Origin of the sequence: Stenotrophomonas sp. LC732 (genome assembly GCF_052446685.1) — a bacterium.
In the GTDB taxonomy this organism is placed as follows: Bacteria; Pseudomonadota; Gammaproteobacteria; order Xanthomonadales; family Xanthomonadaceae; genus Stenotrophomonas; species Stenotrophomonas muris.
On record NZ_CP199214.1, the window covers coordinates 4,670,839 to 4,685,223 of the forward strand.

Here is a 14,385-nt window from a genome sequence, read left to right on the forward strand (position 1 = left end):
AGAAATCAGGAAACGAAATAGCCGGTGAGCTGCATGCCGATGAGCACGAACCCGGCCGTCATCAAGATGGTGTTCACGCCATAGGCCTGACGATTGAAGGACGGCATTCGACGCCAGAAGCCCATCACAATCAGGATGCCGGCAAGCGCTAGCAGTTGGCCGAGCTCAACGCCCACGTTGAACGCAAGCATGTTGGGGACCAGCCCGTCCGGCGATAGCGAGAAGTCCTGGAGCTTCGTGGCCAGGCCGAAGCCGTGGAAGAAGCCGAAGACAAGGACCGCAATCTTGGTGTTGGGTTGCACGCCGAACCACCGCTTGAACGCGCCCATGTTGTCCAAGGCCTTGTAAACCACCGACAGGCCGATGATCGCGTCGACCAGATAGGCGTTGACGTGGAAGCCGCCGAGCACGCCGAGCAGCAGCGTCGTGCTGTGACCAATGGCGAACAAGGTGACGTAGATGCTCACGTCCCGCATGCGGTAAAGGAAGAAGATCACCCCGAACAGGAACAGAAGGTGGTCGTATCCGGTCACCATGTGCTTGGCACCGAGGTAGGTGAAAGCGATCAGTTGTCTGCCGCTGCTTTCCTCAAGGAATGCCTGGTCGCCCTCGCTCACGCCGTGCGCGAACACCGCAAACGGCAGGAGGAGTGCGGCAAGTATAGAAAGCCACGCAAAGAGCTTGGTGGGGGAAGTCAAAGACGAGTTCCTTGTGCGGAAAGGAGATGGATGATTCATGGGGAGCGACTTTCCAGATCAGGTTTTTCGCGGTGGATCAGTCGATAGAGCGCCGGCAGCACGAGCAGTGTCAGCAGCGTTGAAGAGATGATTCCGCCGATCACCACGGTTGCGAGCGGGCGCTGAACTTCCGCGCCAGCACCGACGTTCAGAGCCATGGGAAGGAAGCCCAGGCTCGCTACCAAGGCCGTCATCAGGACCGGCCGGAGACGGGTAAGAGCACCTTCGGTGACAGCCCTATGCAGGGGCATGCCCTCTTCCCGCAGGTTCTTGATGAAGCTGATCATTACCAGGCCGTTGAGCACGGCAACGCCCGAAAGCGCGATGAACCCCACGCCTGCGGAGATGGACAAAGGAATGTCGCGCAGCCATAGCGCCACCACGCCCCCGGTCAGTGCGAGCGGCACGCCACTGAACACGATCGCAGCATCCTTTCCTGAGCCGAATGCCATGAACAGCAATCCGAAGATCATCACCAGAACCACTGGCACGACGACGGACAGGCGCTTGCTCGCCGAGATCAACTGCTCAAATGTGCCGCCGTACTCGATCCAGTAGCCTTCGGGCAGCTTGACTTCCTGTCCGACTTTGCTGCGCAACTCTTCGACAAAGGACCCCAGATCGCGTCCGCGCACATTGCTGGTGATCACCACCCTGCGTTTGCCATTCTCACGGCTGATCTGATTGGGGCCGGGCGCAATCTCGACCTTGGCCAACTGGCCCAGGGGCACGAAGCTACGCTCTTGGGCTGTGCGCGCCCCTGGCGCGACGGCTACAGGTAGGGACGCCAGTGTTCCGATGTCCTGGCGCAGGTTCTCCGGCAGACGAACCACGATGTCGAAGCGGCGATCGCCCTCGAACACCTGGCCGACCGATTCACCCCCCAGCGCTACCGAGATGGTCTTCTGCACGTCGTCAATGGCTACACCGTATCGTGCAAGTGCATCCAGGTCCGGCGTGATCGTCATCAACGGCAAACCGGTGATCTGCTCAAGTTTCACGTCGGCCGCTCCCTGAATGCCACTGGCAACGTCTTCTACCTGACTGCCGATGGCTGCCAGTTGCTCCAGGTCGTCGCCGTACAGCTTGACGGCAACCTCAGCCCGAACGCCTGCAATGAGCTCATTCATCCGCATCTGCACCGGCTGGGTGAACTCGTAGTTGTTGCCAGGAATGGCGCGAACCACCTTCTCAAGCTCGGCAACAAGCTGCGCCTTGGGCTTGCGCGGATCGGGCCATTGGTCCCGATCTTTGAGCATGATGAAGGTGTCGGCTACGGAGGGGGGCATGGGATCGGTAGCCACCTCGGCGGTACCGATTTTGGCGACGACTTCGTCCACCTCCGGGAACTGCTTGATTGCCGCTTCGAGCTGACGTTGCATTCCGATCGCCTGGGTCAGGCTGGTCCCGGGAATTCGGAGCGCGTGCAGTGCGATATCGCCTTCATCCAAGTTAGGAATGAACTCAGTGCCGAGGCGACTTGCAAGCAGACCGGCCAAGACGGTGAGAACTGCGGCCGAGGCCACCACAACCTTGCGTGCGTTGACGGCTCGCTCAAGCATCGGGCCATACAGCTTGGTGACCCCGCGCATGGCCTTGGTTTCCTTCTCCGAAACCTTTCCCGTTACGAACTGAGCCACGGCGGCCGGCACGAATGTCAGGGACAGCGCCATGGCACCGGTAAGCGCGATGACCACGGTAAGCGCCATCGGGTGGAACATCTTCCCTTCCACGCCGGAGAGGGCAAAGATCGGGATGTAGACCGCCGCGATGATGAAAAGGCCGAACAGGCTTGGCTTGATCACTTCTGCACTGGCACTTGCCGCCAAGGAGAATCGTTCTTCCCGGGTCAACAGACGGCCCAGAAGATGTTGCCGCTCGCCAAAGCGGCGCAGGCAGTTCTCCACGATGATGACCGCCCCGTCGACGATCAAGCCAAAATCCAGTGCGCCCAGGCTCATCAGATTCGCGGAGACACGATTCTGGACCATGCCTGTGATCGTCAGCAGCATCGTCAATGGAATGACCGCCGCAGTGATCAGCGCCGCACGGAGATTGCCCAGAAGCAGGAAGAGGACCGCGATGACGAGCAACGCGCCTTCGAGAAGGTTCTTCTTCACCGTCTCGATGGTCCGGTCCACCAATTCGGTTCTGTCGTAGACGGGATGCGCCCGCACGCCGTCAGGCAAGGTGGCATCGATATCCTTGAGCTTGGCGGCGGTTCGCTGAGCCACGTCCCGGCTGTTTTCACCGATGAGCATGAATGCCGTACCCAAGACGACTTCCTTGCCATCCTTGGTTGCCGCGCCTGTGCGAAGTTCGGTGCCTTCTACAACGTCCGCCAGATCGCCAACGCGCAATGGCATGCCATCACGGTTGGCCACAACGATCTTGCGCAGGCCCGCCATGTCGGCCACCTGACCCGGCACGCGGACCAGGTACTGCTCACCGCTCTTCTCGATGTAGCCGGCGCCCACGTTGGCGTTGCTGCGGGCTACGGCTTCCAGCACGTCCTGCAGCGTCAGTCCGTAGGCTTGGAGCTTCTTCGGGTCCGGCGTGATGTGGAACTGGCGGACATAGCCCCCGACGGTGTTGACCTCCGTTACGCCCTTCAAGTGACGCATCTGCGGTCGGACCACCCAGTCCTGCAGCGTACGAAGCGCCATCGGCGTCCACGTCTCCTCAGCACCCGGCTCAGCTTCCACGGTGTACATGAAGATCTCACCCAGGCCGGTCGCTACCGGTCCAAGGCTGGGCTTGAGTCCCTCGGGCAATTGGGATGCCGCTTGCTGAAGCCGCTCTGCGACCTGTTGACGGGCGAAGTAGATGTCCGTGCCATCTTCAAACACCACCGTGACCTGAGACAGGCCGTAGCGTGAGATGGAACGGGTGTATTCCAGCTTTGCCAACCCGGCCAACGCTGTTTCGACGGGGAACGTGACCCGTTGCTCGGCCTCCAGCGGTGAGTAGCCGGGAGCTTCGGTGTTGATCTGCACTTGGACATTGGTGATGTCAGGAACGGCGTCGATGGGAAGCTTGCTGTAGTTCCAGATCCCAAGGCCTGAGAAGGCCAGGACCAGAAGGAGCACAAGCCATCTGTGCGCGATGGACGCGCGAATGATTCGCTCTAGCATGGGGCGTCCTTAGTGGTCGTGGCTTGCGCCGGACTTTTCGATGTCGGCACGAATCAGGTAGCTCTGCTCGGAGACGTACCGGGTTCCCGGCTTAAGCCCTTTCAGAATCTCCACGCGCTCGCCATCGCGCCTACCCAGTTCAAGCATCCGCACCTCATAGCTGTCGCCCACCTGGGCGAACACAACGGTGAAGTCCCGGAAACGCTGAAGGCCCGATTCTTTTACCGTCAATGGAACCTCCGTTTCCGCGATGACGACCTCGGCAGATACGGCCATTCCCGGTCGCCATCTGCCTTCGGTGTTGGCAAGGGCCACACGTGCCACCACGGTCTGGCCCGCGCTGGCCAGCGGCAGGAGGCCCTGCAGCTTTCCCGTTGCTTCCAAACCGCCTGTGGCCGAACGGATGGTTACCGCTTGGCCCGGGGACAGGCGCTCGGCGTCGCTTCCCAGCGCACGCAGATCCACCCAGACCTCGGAAAGGTCAGCAATCTCAAACAACGTGTTGTCGGCAGCGACATCTCCCACCGCCGTGTTGCGTGCGAGCACCACGCCACTGAAGGGCGACGTTACGGAGTAGGTCCGCATGCTGTCGTTGCCCTCCACCGTGGCCAGCGTCTGGCCAGCAGAAACGCGCTGCCCCATCTCGACCGCCACACTGCGGACCACGCCCGGGAAGCGTCCCTTCACCGCAGCAAATCGGCCGGTGTCGACCGCGACGTTGCCCATAAGGGAGACAGTGTCCCGGATGACCCCTGGTTCGGCGGACTCAACCACGACACCTGCGTCGGCAGCCGCTTTCGGATCTATGGTTGTGCGACCTTCGTACGAGGCGTAGGACCAGCTGTAGTTCTTCCCGCCCACCACTGCATCGGCTTTGACATCAAAGGAATGCGGTTCGACCACCTCCCCGCTGCCGACCAGGTAGTCGTTCTCCGGAACAAAGCTGAAGTTGTTGATTTCGCCGTCTAGTCGCTTGAGTTGCATCGACGCTTTGACTTCGCCAGGTGCCAGCGGCTTGTCGTTGCGATAGGCATACAGCCGGAACTGCGGCGGGGTATTGGTTTCGTAAACAGTCACTTCAAGGGCGAAGTCGCCGTCGCGAAGCATGCGCCCGCGATGCGGCCCTCGTTCGTAGTCGCCTGCGGCCGCAGCAGTGGCTTCAGGCTTGTCTCCCTGCGACGGTTCGTTGCCGCCACATGCAGCCAGGGCGAACGGAAGCAGGATCAGGAATACGTATCGGTTCATGGGCGGATGTCCAAGGCAGAAGCGGTGAGGCGGTCGGCCTCGACCAGGAGACGGAGATAGCGCGCGGCGGATTCGACTTCCCGTTCGCGAAGGTCGAAGAGCCGCTGCTGCGCTTGGCTGAGTACCAGGAAGGAGAAGCGACCTTCCTCAAAGCCCCTGCGGCTCTGATCAAAGGCCTGCTGGGCCTTTGGCAACTGGCGCTGGCGCACCGACTCCACTTCGGACTGCGTTTGCTTGAGCTGCTGGTAGATGCCAAACAGCTCTTGACGCATCTCCAGCATCTGCGCCTCGCGCCTGTACTTGAGCGAGGTCAGCTCGTAATCCGCTTCGGCGACGGAGAAGTCCGATCGCCGCCGGCTCCCCAACGGGACAGAGATGGACATCACCAGGCCGCTGTCTTTGGTGGCTTCCAGTCGGCGAATGCCGAGGCCAACGCTGACATCCGGCTTGGCGCTGGCCCGGGCGATCTCCCTTCTTGCACCCAGAACCCCGGCCTGGGCCTCCATGGTCCGCTGCTGTGGTGTCGTGGCGAGGCGTAGGCTCAGATGATCGAAATCATCCAGAGGGGGAAGGACTCCGGTATCCCCGGCAACCGAACTGAAGTCCGGGCTCGGCGCCCCCCACGTGGCCGCCAGCGACATCCGCGCGCCTTCCAACGCCTGCAACGCCTGCTCCCGCTTCAACTCGGCATCGAGCAGAGCAATCTCGGCAGATCTCAGGTCCGAGTCCGGATTGCGGGCGGCCGCTACCCAGCGGGCCACTTCACGGCGCATGGCTTGGGCCATCTTGATGCGCTCTTCGGCGTGCTCGACATGCTCCTGGGCGGCCAGCACATCGACGAAGCGCCCCGCAGCCAAGGTGGCGATAGCGATACGGGTGACGTCCGCTTCGCTTCGGGCGGCGTCCACCTCCGCGCCACCGAGCGCTTGGCGTGCTGCCCGCTTCCCACCCAGTTCCAGGACCTTAGAGATGCGGAAGGTGGATTCGGCGGCGTCCAGGCCGCTCAGGCCCCCTGAGCCAGCCACGTTTTCAAGCTCGCCGCCCAGCACGAGCGGCGTAGGCAATGCATCCCGGCCCGCGCGGCTTCTGACAGCTTCTAGTTGAGCAGCGTCTGCCTGCACGCTGGGATGGGTGCCTAGGGCACGGGCAACCGCATCCTCCAGGCGCAGCACTTCAGCGGCGTGGCCAGGCACGGCCACACCGCAGGCGCCGGCAATAGCCAGCGCCCACAAACTACGTAATTTCACGGAAAATCTCCGACAAATGGTCATGACGACGCGCTGCCGGCCACCACTTGGTGGACAGCGCGCTCAGGCCGCTACAGCGCGGCAGGAGTCGTCAGATGATCGGAGGTCTAAAAGGTGAGCCGCGATGACCAGAGGGCTCATCAACGGAGTGCAGGCCGGGCAACAAAGATGCCGGCGGAACCGTAGCCAGGTTCAGATTCGAGGAAACCAGCATGCCGGCAAAGCTCACGTCGGCCTGGTGAAGGACGCTGTGGACGCCTGATGCATGCTTCGGATCTACGTTGTCGCCATTTCCCGGGGCGTGTGAGTGTCCGTGCTCCGCTGTTGCAGCGATGTCGTGCTCAGCAGTGTGGAGCTCGCCCTGCTGGATCACAATCGGCCGAACAACAACGCTCAACAGCATCAGCACGAAAATGCTGAACCGGATGAGTCGACGGTGGCGGGCCGAGAAGGCGGACATGGAAGGAAGAATAGTCGTATCCAAGTTGGGTTGTCGAGACCCTGAGTTGCGGGGCTGGAGCCCGCTCCAATTAAGGCTTGGCTGTCGAGGGACGCCTCGCTCAAGCCCGCTCCGATCAACGTTGCTTCAGGCGTGGTCGGCCAAGGTGTCCGGTTTTGGCCTTGGATTCAACCGATCGACGCAACGGTTCGTCGGTATCGCTCGACGGGTGTTTCGTAGCCTAACGTCTTGCGGGGCCGCTCGTTCAGTTGGCGGGCAACTGCATCAAGCTGAGCTTGAGAGATATTGGCAAGGCTGACGCCCTTAGGGAAGTACTGTCGCAGTAGTCCGTTGGTGTTCTCATTGGTGCCGCGTTGCCAGGGATGGTGTGGGTCGCAGAAGTAGACTTGGATGTCGGTGGCGAGCGTAAAGCGGCGATGCGCCGCCATCTCTTTGCCGCGATCCCAAGTCAGAGATCGGTACAGTTCCCGAGGCAGGCGGCGGGCACTTTTGATCAGCGCATTCACCACGGTCTCAGAGTCCTTTCCGTCAACTTTGACCAGCATGACGTAACGGGTTTTGCGCTCCACGAGCGTCGCAATCTGGCTATCGCGGTCACCAAATAGCAGGTCGCCCTCCCAGTGGCCAGGTACTGCCCGGTCCTCAACCGAAGGCGGACGCTCACTGATGGAGATCGTGTCTTTGATCCTGCCGTGATCAGCTGTTTTCTGTGTGTGATGCCGTGAGCGGCGCATGGCACGAGTCCGCCGTAGGTGCGCCAACAGCTCCTGCTTCAGGGCTCCTCGGGACTGGATGTAGAGCGTTCGGTAGATTGTCTCGTGAGACACCTGGCGGCTCGTATCTTCAGGATTGGTGCGTTTCAACCAACCGGACACCTGCTGTGGTGACCATTGCTGCTTCAGCTTTGCTGCCACTCTCATCGCAAGCGCTCGATGCAAGCCGAGCTTACAGAGCTTGGGGCGTCGCGCACGCTGCCAGGCACGCTGATCAGCCAGATTCGCTCGATAGCCATTGACCCCATCGTTGCGGTGTAGCTCGCGACTTATGGTCGACGGGGCCCGTCCGAGCGAGCTCGCAATGGCACGCATGGACTTCCCAACAGCCACACCCCGGGAGATTTCTTCACGCTCCGCCAAGCTTAATACGCGCTCTGATCGGCGGCGTGGGACTGGCTGGATACCTCCGGACTCGGACAGAACCGAGCGAACCGAGCTATGGTGACGGTCAAATAGAGTTGCAATCTTGTGCAGCGATTCGCCTCGTCGCCATCGCTCCCACATCAGAGCCTTCTGGGCGTCGCTGTAGTAGATCCTTGGCCTGCGCTCCATCTGCAACACTCCTGCTGCCGGTAAGCAGTCTTCAGTGTGTTGCGTCGACCGGTTGAATCCAAGGCCGGAAGCGGACGCCGGCGGGTTAGGGGATTAGGAAGATCTATCGAGGGTAGGCTGGGTCAAAAGTCTTGGGCCCGGGTAAGTATCTTGCGCACCCGGCAGGGGCCATCTGACAAACCGTACCGGATCGAAAGAGAAGACGCGCTCCAGCGGCGCGTCATTGGCAATGACCCCGAGACGGTCCGGGAACGCGGTCGGGCCGCAGTCAAGAACCGCCTCCGTATCGACTGCCAGGTACTCGATCACCTTATCGTTGCCGGCACTGGCACGACTTCGATTGCGGTCAGGGGGCGGGTCTGATGACCCGCCTGGTCCTAGGTCAACGGCTCATACCATTGTTGGCACTGGGTGAGCTCAAGGAACTCGCTGCCAGGATGGAGCACAACGCGACGCACCATGGAGGCTTCCAAGGCTTGTGTGGAGTAGTCCTCAAACTTGTCCGGATACTCACTTGACCTGACGCCTTGGTGAATGAGGTCAAGTCGTGCTACGGCTTTTGCCAAGCCATTCGTCGTGGAAAGGAACGCCACAGGCACTACCGCTTCAACCAGTGCAGGGCTTCCCAAGGATTTAAGAACAGGGCCAAGCTTCGGGTCTTCGGCGTTGAAGTTGTAGAGTGCTTCACCGCCCCAGTGCCCGAGCAGGGAGCGAACGCCATACTCTCGCGCTTCGTGCGCTGGGTAAAAGCAGAACCACGCCTTGCCGGACCTGTTGCGATCGCGCACTTGGTTGTTCGCAAGCAAACGTTGCGCATGATCTTCGGCAAGCTCGCCTCGCGTGACTTGGGCCGCAATGCGTCTTTCCAGCAGCCCGGGGCTGAGCACCTCCAGCCCGTTTTCACGAATGTGCCCCGCTTCTTCTTCGGTCAAGCGGGTGAAGTGGTAACCACGCATGGCATGTGGCATGAGAGCTTCGCCAAGCGTGCGGATAGCTGCATCGAACGCGGGCGCGGCGCGGTCGGCTAGGTCCAACTCCCACGAGCGGAACACCGGGCGCAACTCATTGAGGACCTCGCGCAGCTCGCCGGGCCACGTAGCAGGCTGGGAAAGGTCGAGCGCCGCCATCAGTCGTAAAAGGCGAGCTGGGACACTTCGGGATGCGATGCCATGGCCAAAAACATGACATCAATGGCGGCGCGTGCCAGCTTATCGTCATGGCCTGCGTATCGCTGTTGCCGATCATGCTCCTTGCCGCCATGCACGAGGTTGTTGCGCACCCGGCGAGCAGCATCCATTAAACGATCGCCCTCAGGCCCGTCACCCAACGGGGCATCCACGAACTCGATACGGCGCTGTGCGCTGATCTGCATTTTCATCGGGGGCGGGTCATTGGGGCCGCCGCCCAAAAGAAGATCCTTGTTTTCCTGTGATAGTTGATTCTGGATGTGCCGGCGCACATGGACGTAGAACGCTGACCACTGCGTGTCCGGCTTTTCCCCGACGGCGCCATTGACGAACTCTGGGATTTGCTTGAGGGCAAACTCGATTCGGGAGAACGCCCTGAGAAGTTGCAGCGCTGTGTCAGGCTCCACGTTCATGGATTAGATAGGCTCAAGCCGGAAAACGGTGAGTATCATAGATTTATGGCGCTTCTCGCTATGCCACTCGCGCCTGAATTGGGCCTACTTGGTGTGGAGGATGGGTTCGATGGGAGCATGGCAGGGTGCTGGTCCGCGCACAGTACAAACTTCTTGTTTTTCCTCCTCAAATGAGGGAGGATTATCGGAAGTCCCCCTGAGGCAGACCCCGATGCTCCCAAACATCCTTTACGACGCTCCCGAAGAAATCGCCAGTCGCCTGGAACAGTTGGGGGTCACCGAGGTGGCGCTCCGCGAAGCCATCTATCAGGGACACTTGCAGCGCACCCGATTGACCCCTAACCACCCCCGTAACTTCCCGGGCTTGGTCATGTGGGGCGAGGTCGTTGCCGCCCTGAGGGACCAGCTGAGGCCGCTGGACTGGATCCGGCAGGATGTCGGCAGCTTCCCGGTGACCGTGAACGAGTCGTTGGACCTGGCTATCGCCGTGGCCTCGGGAGACCAGGGGACGGGCAACCCGTATGCCCATCCGTCGAACCGTTCGAAGAAGGGTCGCAACACCGTTGAGGCCATCGAGGCGAATCGTCAGATGGTGCTCTTCGAAGAGTTCATGCAAGAGATCAAGGACGACGCCGAGGGCAACCAGACGTGGATCTTGATGCACCACACGGATACGTCCAAGGGTGAGATCCGCTTTGAACTTTCATTGCCGGCTGAAATCGGTAATGACGGCAAGATCACTTCGTGGTCGGAACGCATCGTGCTCGGTAGCATTCCGTTTGACGATGACCTGACGGAAATCCTCGAGCCGGGTGGTCCTGACATCGACATTGAGATCCGCCGGAAAGCGTGACGAGGTTGCTATGTTCAATGCTTTACGGCTTACCCTCGCCCGCAAACGGCGAGGAATGAAAAAGCGTGAGTTGGCCGAAAAAATTGGGGTAACAGAGAAATCCGTCTCCAACTACGAGACGGGCTCCCAAGAGCCAGAGGCCAATACGCTTAGAAAGCTTTCGGAAGCGCTTCGGTTCCCCGAAGCCTTTTTCTTTGGTGTGGACCCGGAAGTTCCTCACCCCGATGTGGCGAGTTTCCGTTCGCTTTCGAAGATGACAGCCAGCCAGCGCGACACCGCGCTTGGTGCGGGCGCTGTTGCCTTGCTGTTGAACGAATGGATTGAGGCGCGGTTCGCCCTGCCAGACCCTGACGTTCCGGATTTGGGGCGCGAGGGAGGGGACAGTCGTCCCGTTAGCGTGCACAAACACGCTCAAGAGCCAGAAGCCTATCCGACATCGTCTTCTTCCCAGACCCCGGAGACGGCGGCAGAAATGTTGCGCGCTCACTGGGGCATCGGCGAGTTGCCGGTCAAGAACATGATTGCCCTGCTGGAATCCAAGGGCATCCGGGTCTATTCCCTGGCAATCGATGCCAAGGAAGTGGATGCCTTTTCGATGTGGAGTGGCGGTCGGCCCTACGTCTTCCTCAATACGTTCAAGTCGGCCGAACACTGCCGGTTTGATGCCGCGCATGAGCTGGGCCACCTGGTGCTGCACCAACATGCCCAACCCCATGGTCCCGACCTAGAGCGCGAGGCAAATGCGTTTGCGTCCGCTTTTCTCATGCCGCGGGCGAGCGTGCTTGCCATGGCGCCGCGTGCCCCTACGCTATCGAGTCTCATCCGGCACAAGAAGCATTGGGCAGTCTCCTTGGCAGCGCTGAACTACCGGATGCATGCCCTTGGCCTGACAACTGACTGGACCTACCGCACGCTTTGCATCCAGCTGGCGCAAGCGGGCTACCGCAAGTCGGAGCCTGAAGGTGTGCCGCACGAGAAATCATTAGTGCTTGAAAAGGTATTCGGAGCACTTCGCGAAGAAGGCTTGTCGAAAGCGGATGTTGCCCAACAGCTAGCAATCTTTTCTGACGAGATTAACGAGCTTACGTTTGGGCTGATGCTCAACGCACTGAAGGGTGGAGCGCCGAGAATGGCTGAGCCCGCTGCGAGGAGGGCCAACTTGCGTTTGGTCAAGGGCTAGTATCGGGAGTGAGACCTGGGCGGATCCCTCGTAGCGTGTGCTTGTTTTTGGATTCGCGAAGGAGCAACGGTCTGCTGATGGCCGGAAGCAGCCATCAGCGGGACGACAGTGTCCGATCCCTAGCGGACGTTACTCTAGAGATGTCGGCTGCTACTGCCCCTTGGGCAACTACCTGAGCCTAATGCTTCGTCCGACTCCATAGCCCCGATATCTCACAGGCCACCTGTGGGGGCTCCCATTTGTTAAGAATCTAGAAGTTCGGACCGGCATCAGGAATGGTCCCCCGTCTCGCCACGAGGGCAAATGAGCGGCGGACGCCAGCCCTTCCCCCGAGCCAATGCAACCATAGGTTTTCAGCCATCGGGCAACCATAGGTCCAGCAAAAATGCAAACCTATGGTTGCTCGTCTACGCGTGCGGCATGTGGAGTTCCCTGAACGCCAGCCTTATTTATACACCAGTCAGTTCAATATTCAGGGTCGATTAGACCCCCTAACGGATAATTCACACCTGTCGACCGCCTCCTCTCTCTCCCCCTCCCGGGAGGCGGCCGACGAAACCAAAATAATTAAAGGTGTGTCCCGATGAACAAGAATTCGCTGCTCGCCCTGGGTCTCCTGGCTGCCCTGCCGTTCGCTGCATCGGCAACCGACGGCCTGTCGTACAACTACGTTGAAGGCGGCTACGTGAACACCGATGCCAAGGGCGGCGACGCCGATGGCTGGAAGGTGAAGGGTTCCGTGGCGGTGCACCCGAACTTCCACATCTTCGGCGACTACAGCGCGCAGGAGACCGACAAGTTCAAGAATGACGTCGACCAGTGGCGCATCGGTGCCGGCTACAACTACGGCATCGCACCGAACACCGACCTGGTGGCCCGCGTTGCGTACCAGAAGTTCGATATGAAGCATGGCCTGGACTTCAACGGCTACTCGACCGAAGTCGGCGTGCGCACCGCGTTCAACCCGTACGTGGAAGGCTACGTGATGGCCGGCTACGAGGACTACACCAAGAAGCACGGCATCAACCCGGACGGCGAGTTCTACGGCCGCGTCGGCGCCACCGCCAAGTTCAACCAGAACTGGGGCCTGAGCGGCGAAGTGAAGCTGGCCAAGGCCGGCGACCGCGAGTGGTTCGTGGGCCCGCGCTTCACCTGGTAACAAACGCCTGTCGTTAGTGCGTGTTGTGCTGGCGTGTGACTCTCTCTCTCTCCCACACGCCAACCGAAGCCCGGCCTCGCGCCGGGCTTCACTTTTATGGGCCCCGTGGCGCCACAATGCGGCATGGGCGACCCTTCCTCTCTTGCAGGCACCGGCACGACCTACCAGGAACATCTGACGCCTGCGCCGCTGCGCGGCCACTTTGGCCAGCTGTGGCAGAGCCAGCTTCCTGCCGATGCCGATGGGCACATCACCGTATTGCCCGATGGCTGCGTGGATATCCTCTGGCGCGACGGTGCGCTGTTCGTCGTCGGCCCGGACCGTGTGGCCGCGCACCCGGCGCTGGCACCCGGTGCGCAGGTGCTGGGCGCACGCTTCCGCCCCGGCCAGGCATTGGCCGCGCTGGGCCTGCCTTTGGCCGGGATCATCGGCCAGGCCGTGCCACTGGCTGATCTGAAGGGCGCGTGGGCGAACAAGGCGGCGGCCTCCATCGGCGACACCGCGCCTGCACAGCGCCTGCAGCGAATGGCGCACTGACTGCAACAGCACATGGGTGCGGCCGCGCTCGATACGCCGGCGCAGCGCGCCCATGTCCTGTTCCAAGCGCTCGCCGCGGGTAATGCCACGCTGGATACGCTGGCGGCGCAGTTGGGCCTGAGCCCGCGCAGCCTGCGGCGTTTCAGCCAGTCGCAGTTCGGCTACGGCGCCAAGACGCTGGAGCGGATCCTGCGGCTGCAACGTTTCCTGCGCCAGAGTCGCGCGCTGCCACAGCATTCGTTGGCGATGCTGGCCGCTGATGCCGGCTATGCCGACCAGGCCCATCTCAGCCGCGAGGCGCGCGAGCTGACTGGCATGACCGCCAGCGAGCTGCGCCTGGAGTGGGGACAATGATGGCCGTTTTGTTCAAGACCGCCGTGCCGCGCTGACCGAAGCTGGGGTTCCAATCACGGAGCAACCTCATGAGCCACGAAGCTACCCACGAAGCCGAACGCCGCATCGACAACATCGAATTCAACGTCGCCGACATCGCCCGCAGCAAACGCTTCTACGGCGAGGTGTTCGGCTGGCAGTTCACCGACTATGGTCCGTCCTACACCGAGTTCGACGATGGCCGGCTGAAGGGCGGCTTCGTGTCTGACGCGCCGTTGCGTGCTCACGGAGGACCGCTGGTAATCCTGTACTGCGCGGACCTGGCCGACGCACAGCAGCGCGTGGTCGCCGCCGGTGGCGAAGTGGTGCAGGCGGTGTTCGCCTTCCCCGGGGGCCGCCGCTTCCACTTCCGCGATCTGGATGGCTACGAACTGGCGGTCTGGAGTGATGTGGACTGAGGTCTTCGTACCTTCGCCGGTGGACGGAACGAGAACCGCTCCGTCCCCGGTCAGGCGGTTCCGCTATGATCGCCCGCACATCGCCACACGCGATGCGTCCGCCTCAAGCCAGCA

General features: G+C 61.2%; 12 protein-coding genes and 1 pseudogene. 5 read left to right on the forward strand and 8 right to left on the reverse strand.

Annotated elements, in window-relative coordinates; all coding sequences use genetic code 11:
* Window positions 1–5: 5 nt before the first annotated feature.
* From ACT6SE_RS21915 to ACT6SE_RS21950, 8 genes are all read right to left on the reverse strand, one after another.
* Window positions 6–737, reverse strand: coding sequence for a HupE/UreJ family protein (locus tag ACT6SE_RS21915; protein ID WP_444811061.1), 732 nt, complete (start codon window positions 735–737; stop codon window positions 6–8).
* Window positions 734–3,871: an efflux RND transporter permease subunit gene (locus ACT6SE_RS21920; protein ID WP_444811062.1), complete on the reverse strand. Its 3,138-nt coding sequence runs from the start codon at window positions 3,869–3,871 to the stop codon at window positions 734–736. Before ACT6SE_RS21920 ends, ACT6SE_RS21915 begins: the two co-directional genes overlap by 4 nt.
* A 9-nt stretch (window positions 3,872–3,880) precedes the next feature.
* Window positions 3,881–5,116 carry an efflux RND transporter periplasmic adaptor subunit gene (locus ACT6SE_RS21925; RefSeq protein WP_444811063.1) on the reverse strand — a complete coding sequence of 412 codons (1,236 nt, stop codon included), beginning with the start codon at window positions 5,114–5,116 and terminating at the stop codon, window positions 3,881–3,883.
* Window positions 5,113–6,363, reverse strand: a complete 1,251-nt coding sequence (locus ACT6SE_RS21930; protein WP_026070690.1) for a TolC family protein — start codon at window positions 6,361–6,363, stop codon at window positions 5,113–5,115. The genes ACT6SE_RS21925 and ACT6SE_RS21930 overlap by 4 nt, the downstream gene beginning before the upstream one ends.
* A gap of 91 nt (window positions 6,364–6,454) precedes the next feature.
* Window positions 6,455–6,847 (reverse strand): hypothetical protein, encoded by a 393-nt coding sequence (locus ACT6SE_RS21935; protein ID WP_238378116.1) that lies wholly within the window; start codon window positions 6,845–6,847, stop codon window positions 6,455–6,457.
* A 143-nt stretch (window positions 6,848–6,990) separates the two neighbouring features.
* On the reverse strand, window positions 6,991–8,151 hold the full coding sequence (locus ACT6SE_RS21940; RefSeq protein ID WP_192082071.1) for an IS30 family transposase: 1,161 nt from the start codon (window positions 8,149–8,151) through the stop codon (window positions 6,991–6,993).
* 377 nt (window positions 8,152–8,528) lie between these two features.
* Complete coding sequence (locus tag ACT6SE_RS21945) at window positions 8,529–9,278, reverse strand: hypothetical protein (RefSeq protein ID WP_444811064.1); 750 nt, start codon at window positions 9,276–9,278, stop codon at window positions 8,529–8,531.
* Window positions 9,278–9,751 (reverse strand): hypothetical protein, encoded by a 474-nt coding sequence (locus ACT6SE_RS21950; RefSeq protein ID WP_017355550.1) that lies wholly within the window; start codon window positions 9,749–9,751, stop codon window positions 9,278–9,280. The genes ACT6SE_RS21945 and ACT6SE_RS21950 overlap by 1 nt, the downstream gene beginning before the upstream one ends.
* A gap of 211 nt (window positions 9,752–9,962) precedes the next feature.
* Between ACT6SE_RS21950 and ACT6SE_RS21955 the strand changes: the two genes are divergently transcribed.
* The 5 genes and pseudogenes from ACT6SE_RS21955 to ACT6SE_RS21975 all read left to right on the forward strand — a co-directional run bounded on the left by ACT6SE_RS21955 (window position 9,963) and on the right by ACT6SE_RS21975 (window position 14,271).
* Window positions 9,963–10,604: a hypothetical protein gene (locus ACT6SE_RS21955; protein WP_017355551.1), complete on the forward strand. Its 642-nt coding sequence runs from the start codon at window positions 9,963–9,965 to the stop codon at window positions 10,602–10,604.
* A 10-nt stretch (window positions 10,605–10,614) separates the two neighbouring features.
* Window positions 10,615–11,784 (forward strand): helix-turn-helix domain-containing protein, encoded by a 1,170-nt coding sequence (locus ACT6SE_RS21960; RefSeq protein WP_026070691.1) that lies wholly within the window; start codon window positions 10,615–10,617, stop codon window positions 11,782–11,784.
* A gap of 583 nt (window positions 11,785–12,367) precedes the next feature.
* Window positions 12,368–12,943, forward strand: a complete 576-nt coding sequence (locus ACT6SE_RS21965) for an OmpO family porin (protein ID WP_005411880.1) — start codon at window positions 12,368–12,370, stop codon at window positions 12,941–12,943.
* A gap of 123 nt (window positions 12,944–13,066) precedes the next feature.
* Window positions 13,067–13,834, forward strand: a pseudogene (locus ACT6SE_RS21970) (helix-turn-helix domain-containing protein).
* Window positions 13,835–13,902: 68 nt separating this feature from the next.
* Window positions 13,903–14,271, forward strand: coding sequence for a VOC family protein (locus ACT6SE_RS21975; protein WP_032959386.1), 369 nt, complete (start codon window positions 13,903–13,905; stop codon window positions 14,269–14,271).
* Window positions 14,272–14,385 lie beyond the last annotated feature (114 nt).

Excerpts from the sequence above, each read along its gene's own strand:
- ACT6SE_RS21915 (WP_444811061.1), bottom strand. The coding sequence starts at position 737 with ATGAATCATCCATCTCCTTTCCGCACAAGGAACTCGTCTTTGACTTCC.
- ACT6SE_RS21920 (WP_444811062.1), bottom strand. The coding sequence starts at position 3,871 with ATGCTAGAGCGAATCATTCGCGCGTCCATCGCGCACAGATGGCTTGTG.
- ACT6SE_RS21925 (WP_444811063.1), bottom strand. The coding sequence starts at position 5,116 with ATGAACCGATACGTATTCCTGATCCTGCTTCCGTTCGCCCTGGCTGCA.
- ACT6SE_RS21940 (WP_192082071.1), bottom strand. The coding sequence starts at position 8,151 with ATGGAGCGCAGGCCAAGGATCTACTACAGCGACGCCCAGAAGGCTCTG.
- ACT6SE_RS21945 (WP_444811064.1), bottom strand. The coding sequence starts at position 9,278 with ATGGCGGCGCTCGACCTTTCCCAGCCTGCTACGTGGCCCGGCGAGCTG.
- ACT6SE_RS21950 (WP_017355550.1), bottom strand. The coding sequence starts at position 9,751 with ATGAACGTGGAGCCTGACACAGCGCTGCAACTTCTCAGGGCGTTCTCC.
- ACT6SE_RS21955 (WP_017355551.1), top strand. The coding sequence starts at position 9,963 with ATGCTCCCAAACATCCTTTACGACGCTCCCGAAGAAATCGCCAGTCGC.
- ACT6SE_RS21960 (WP_026070691.1), top strand. The coding sequence starts at position 10,615 with ATGTTCAATGCTTTACGGCTTACCCTCGCCCGCAAACGGCGAGGAATG.
- ACT6SE_RS21965 (WP_005411880.1), top strand. The coding sequence starts at position 12,368 with ATGAACAAGAATTCGCTGCTCGCCCTGGGTCTCCTGGCTGCCCTGCCG.
- ACT6SE_RS21975 (WP_032959386.1), top strand. The coding sequence starts at position 13,903 with ATGAGCCACGAAGCTACCCACGAAGCCGAACGCCGCATCGACAACATC.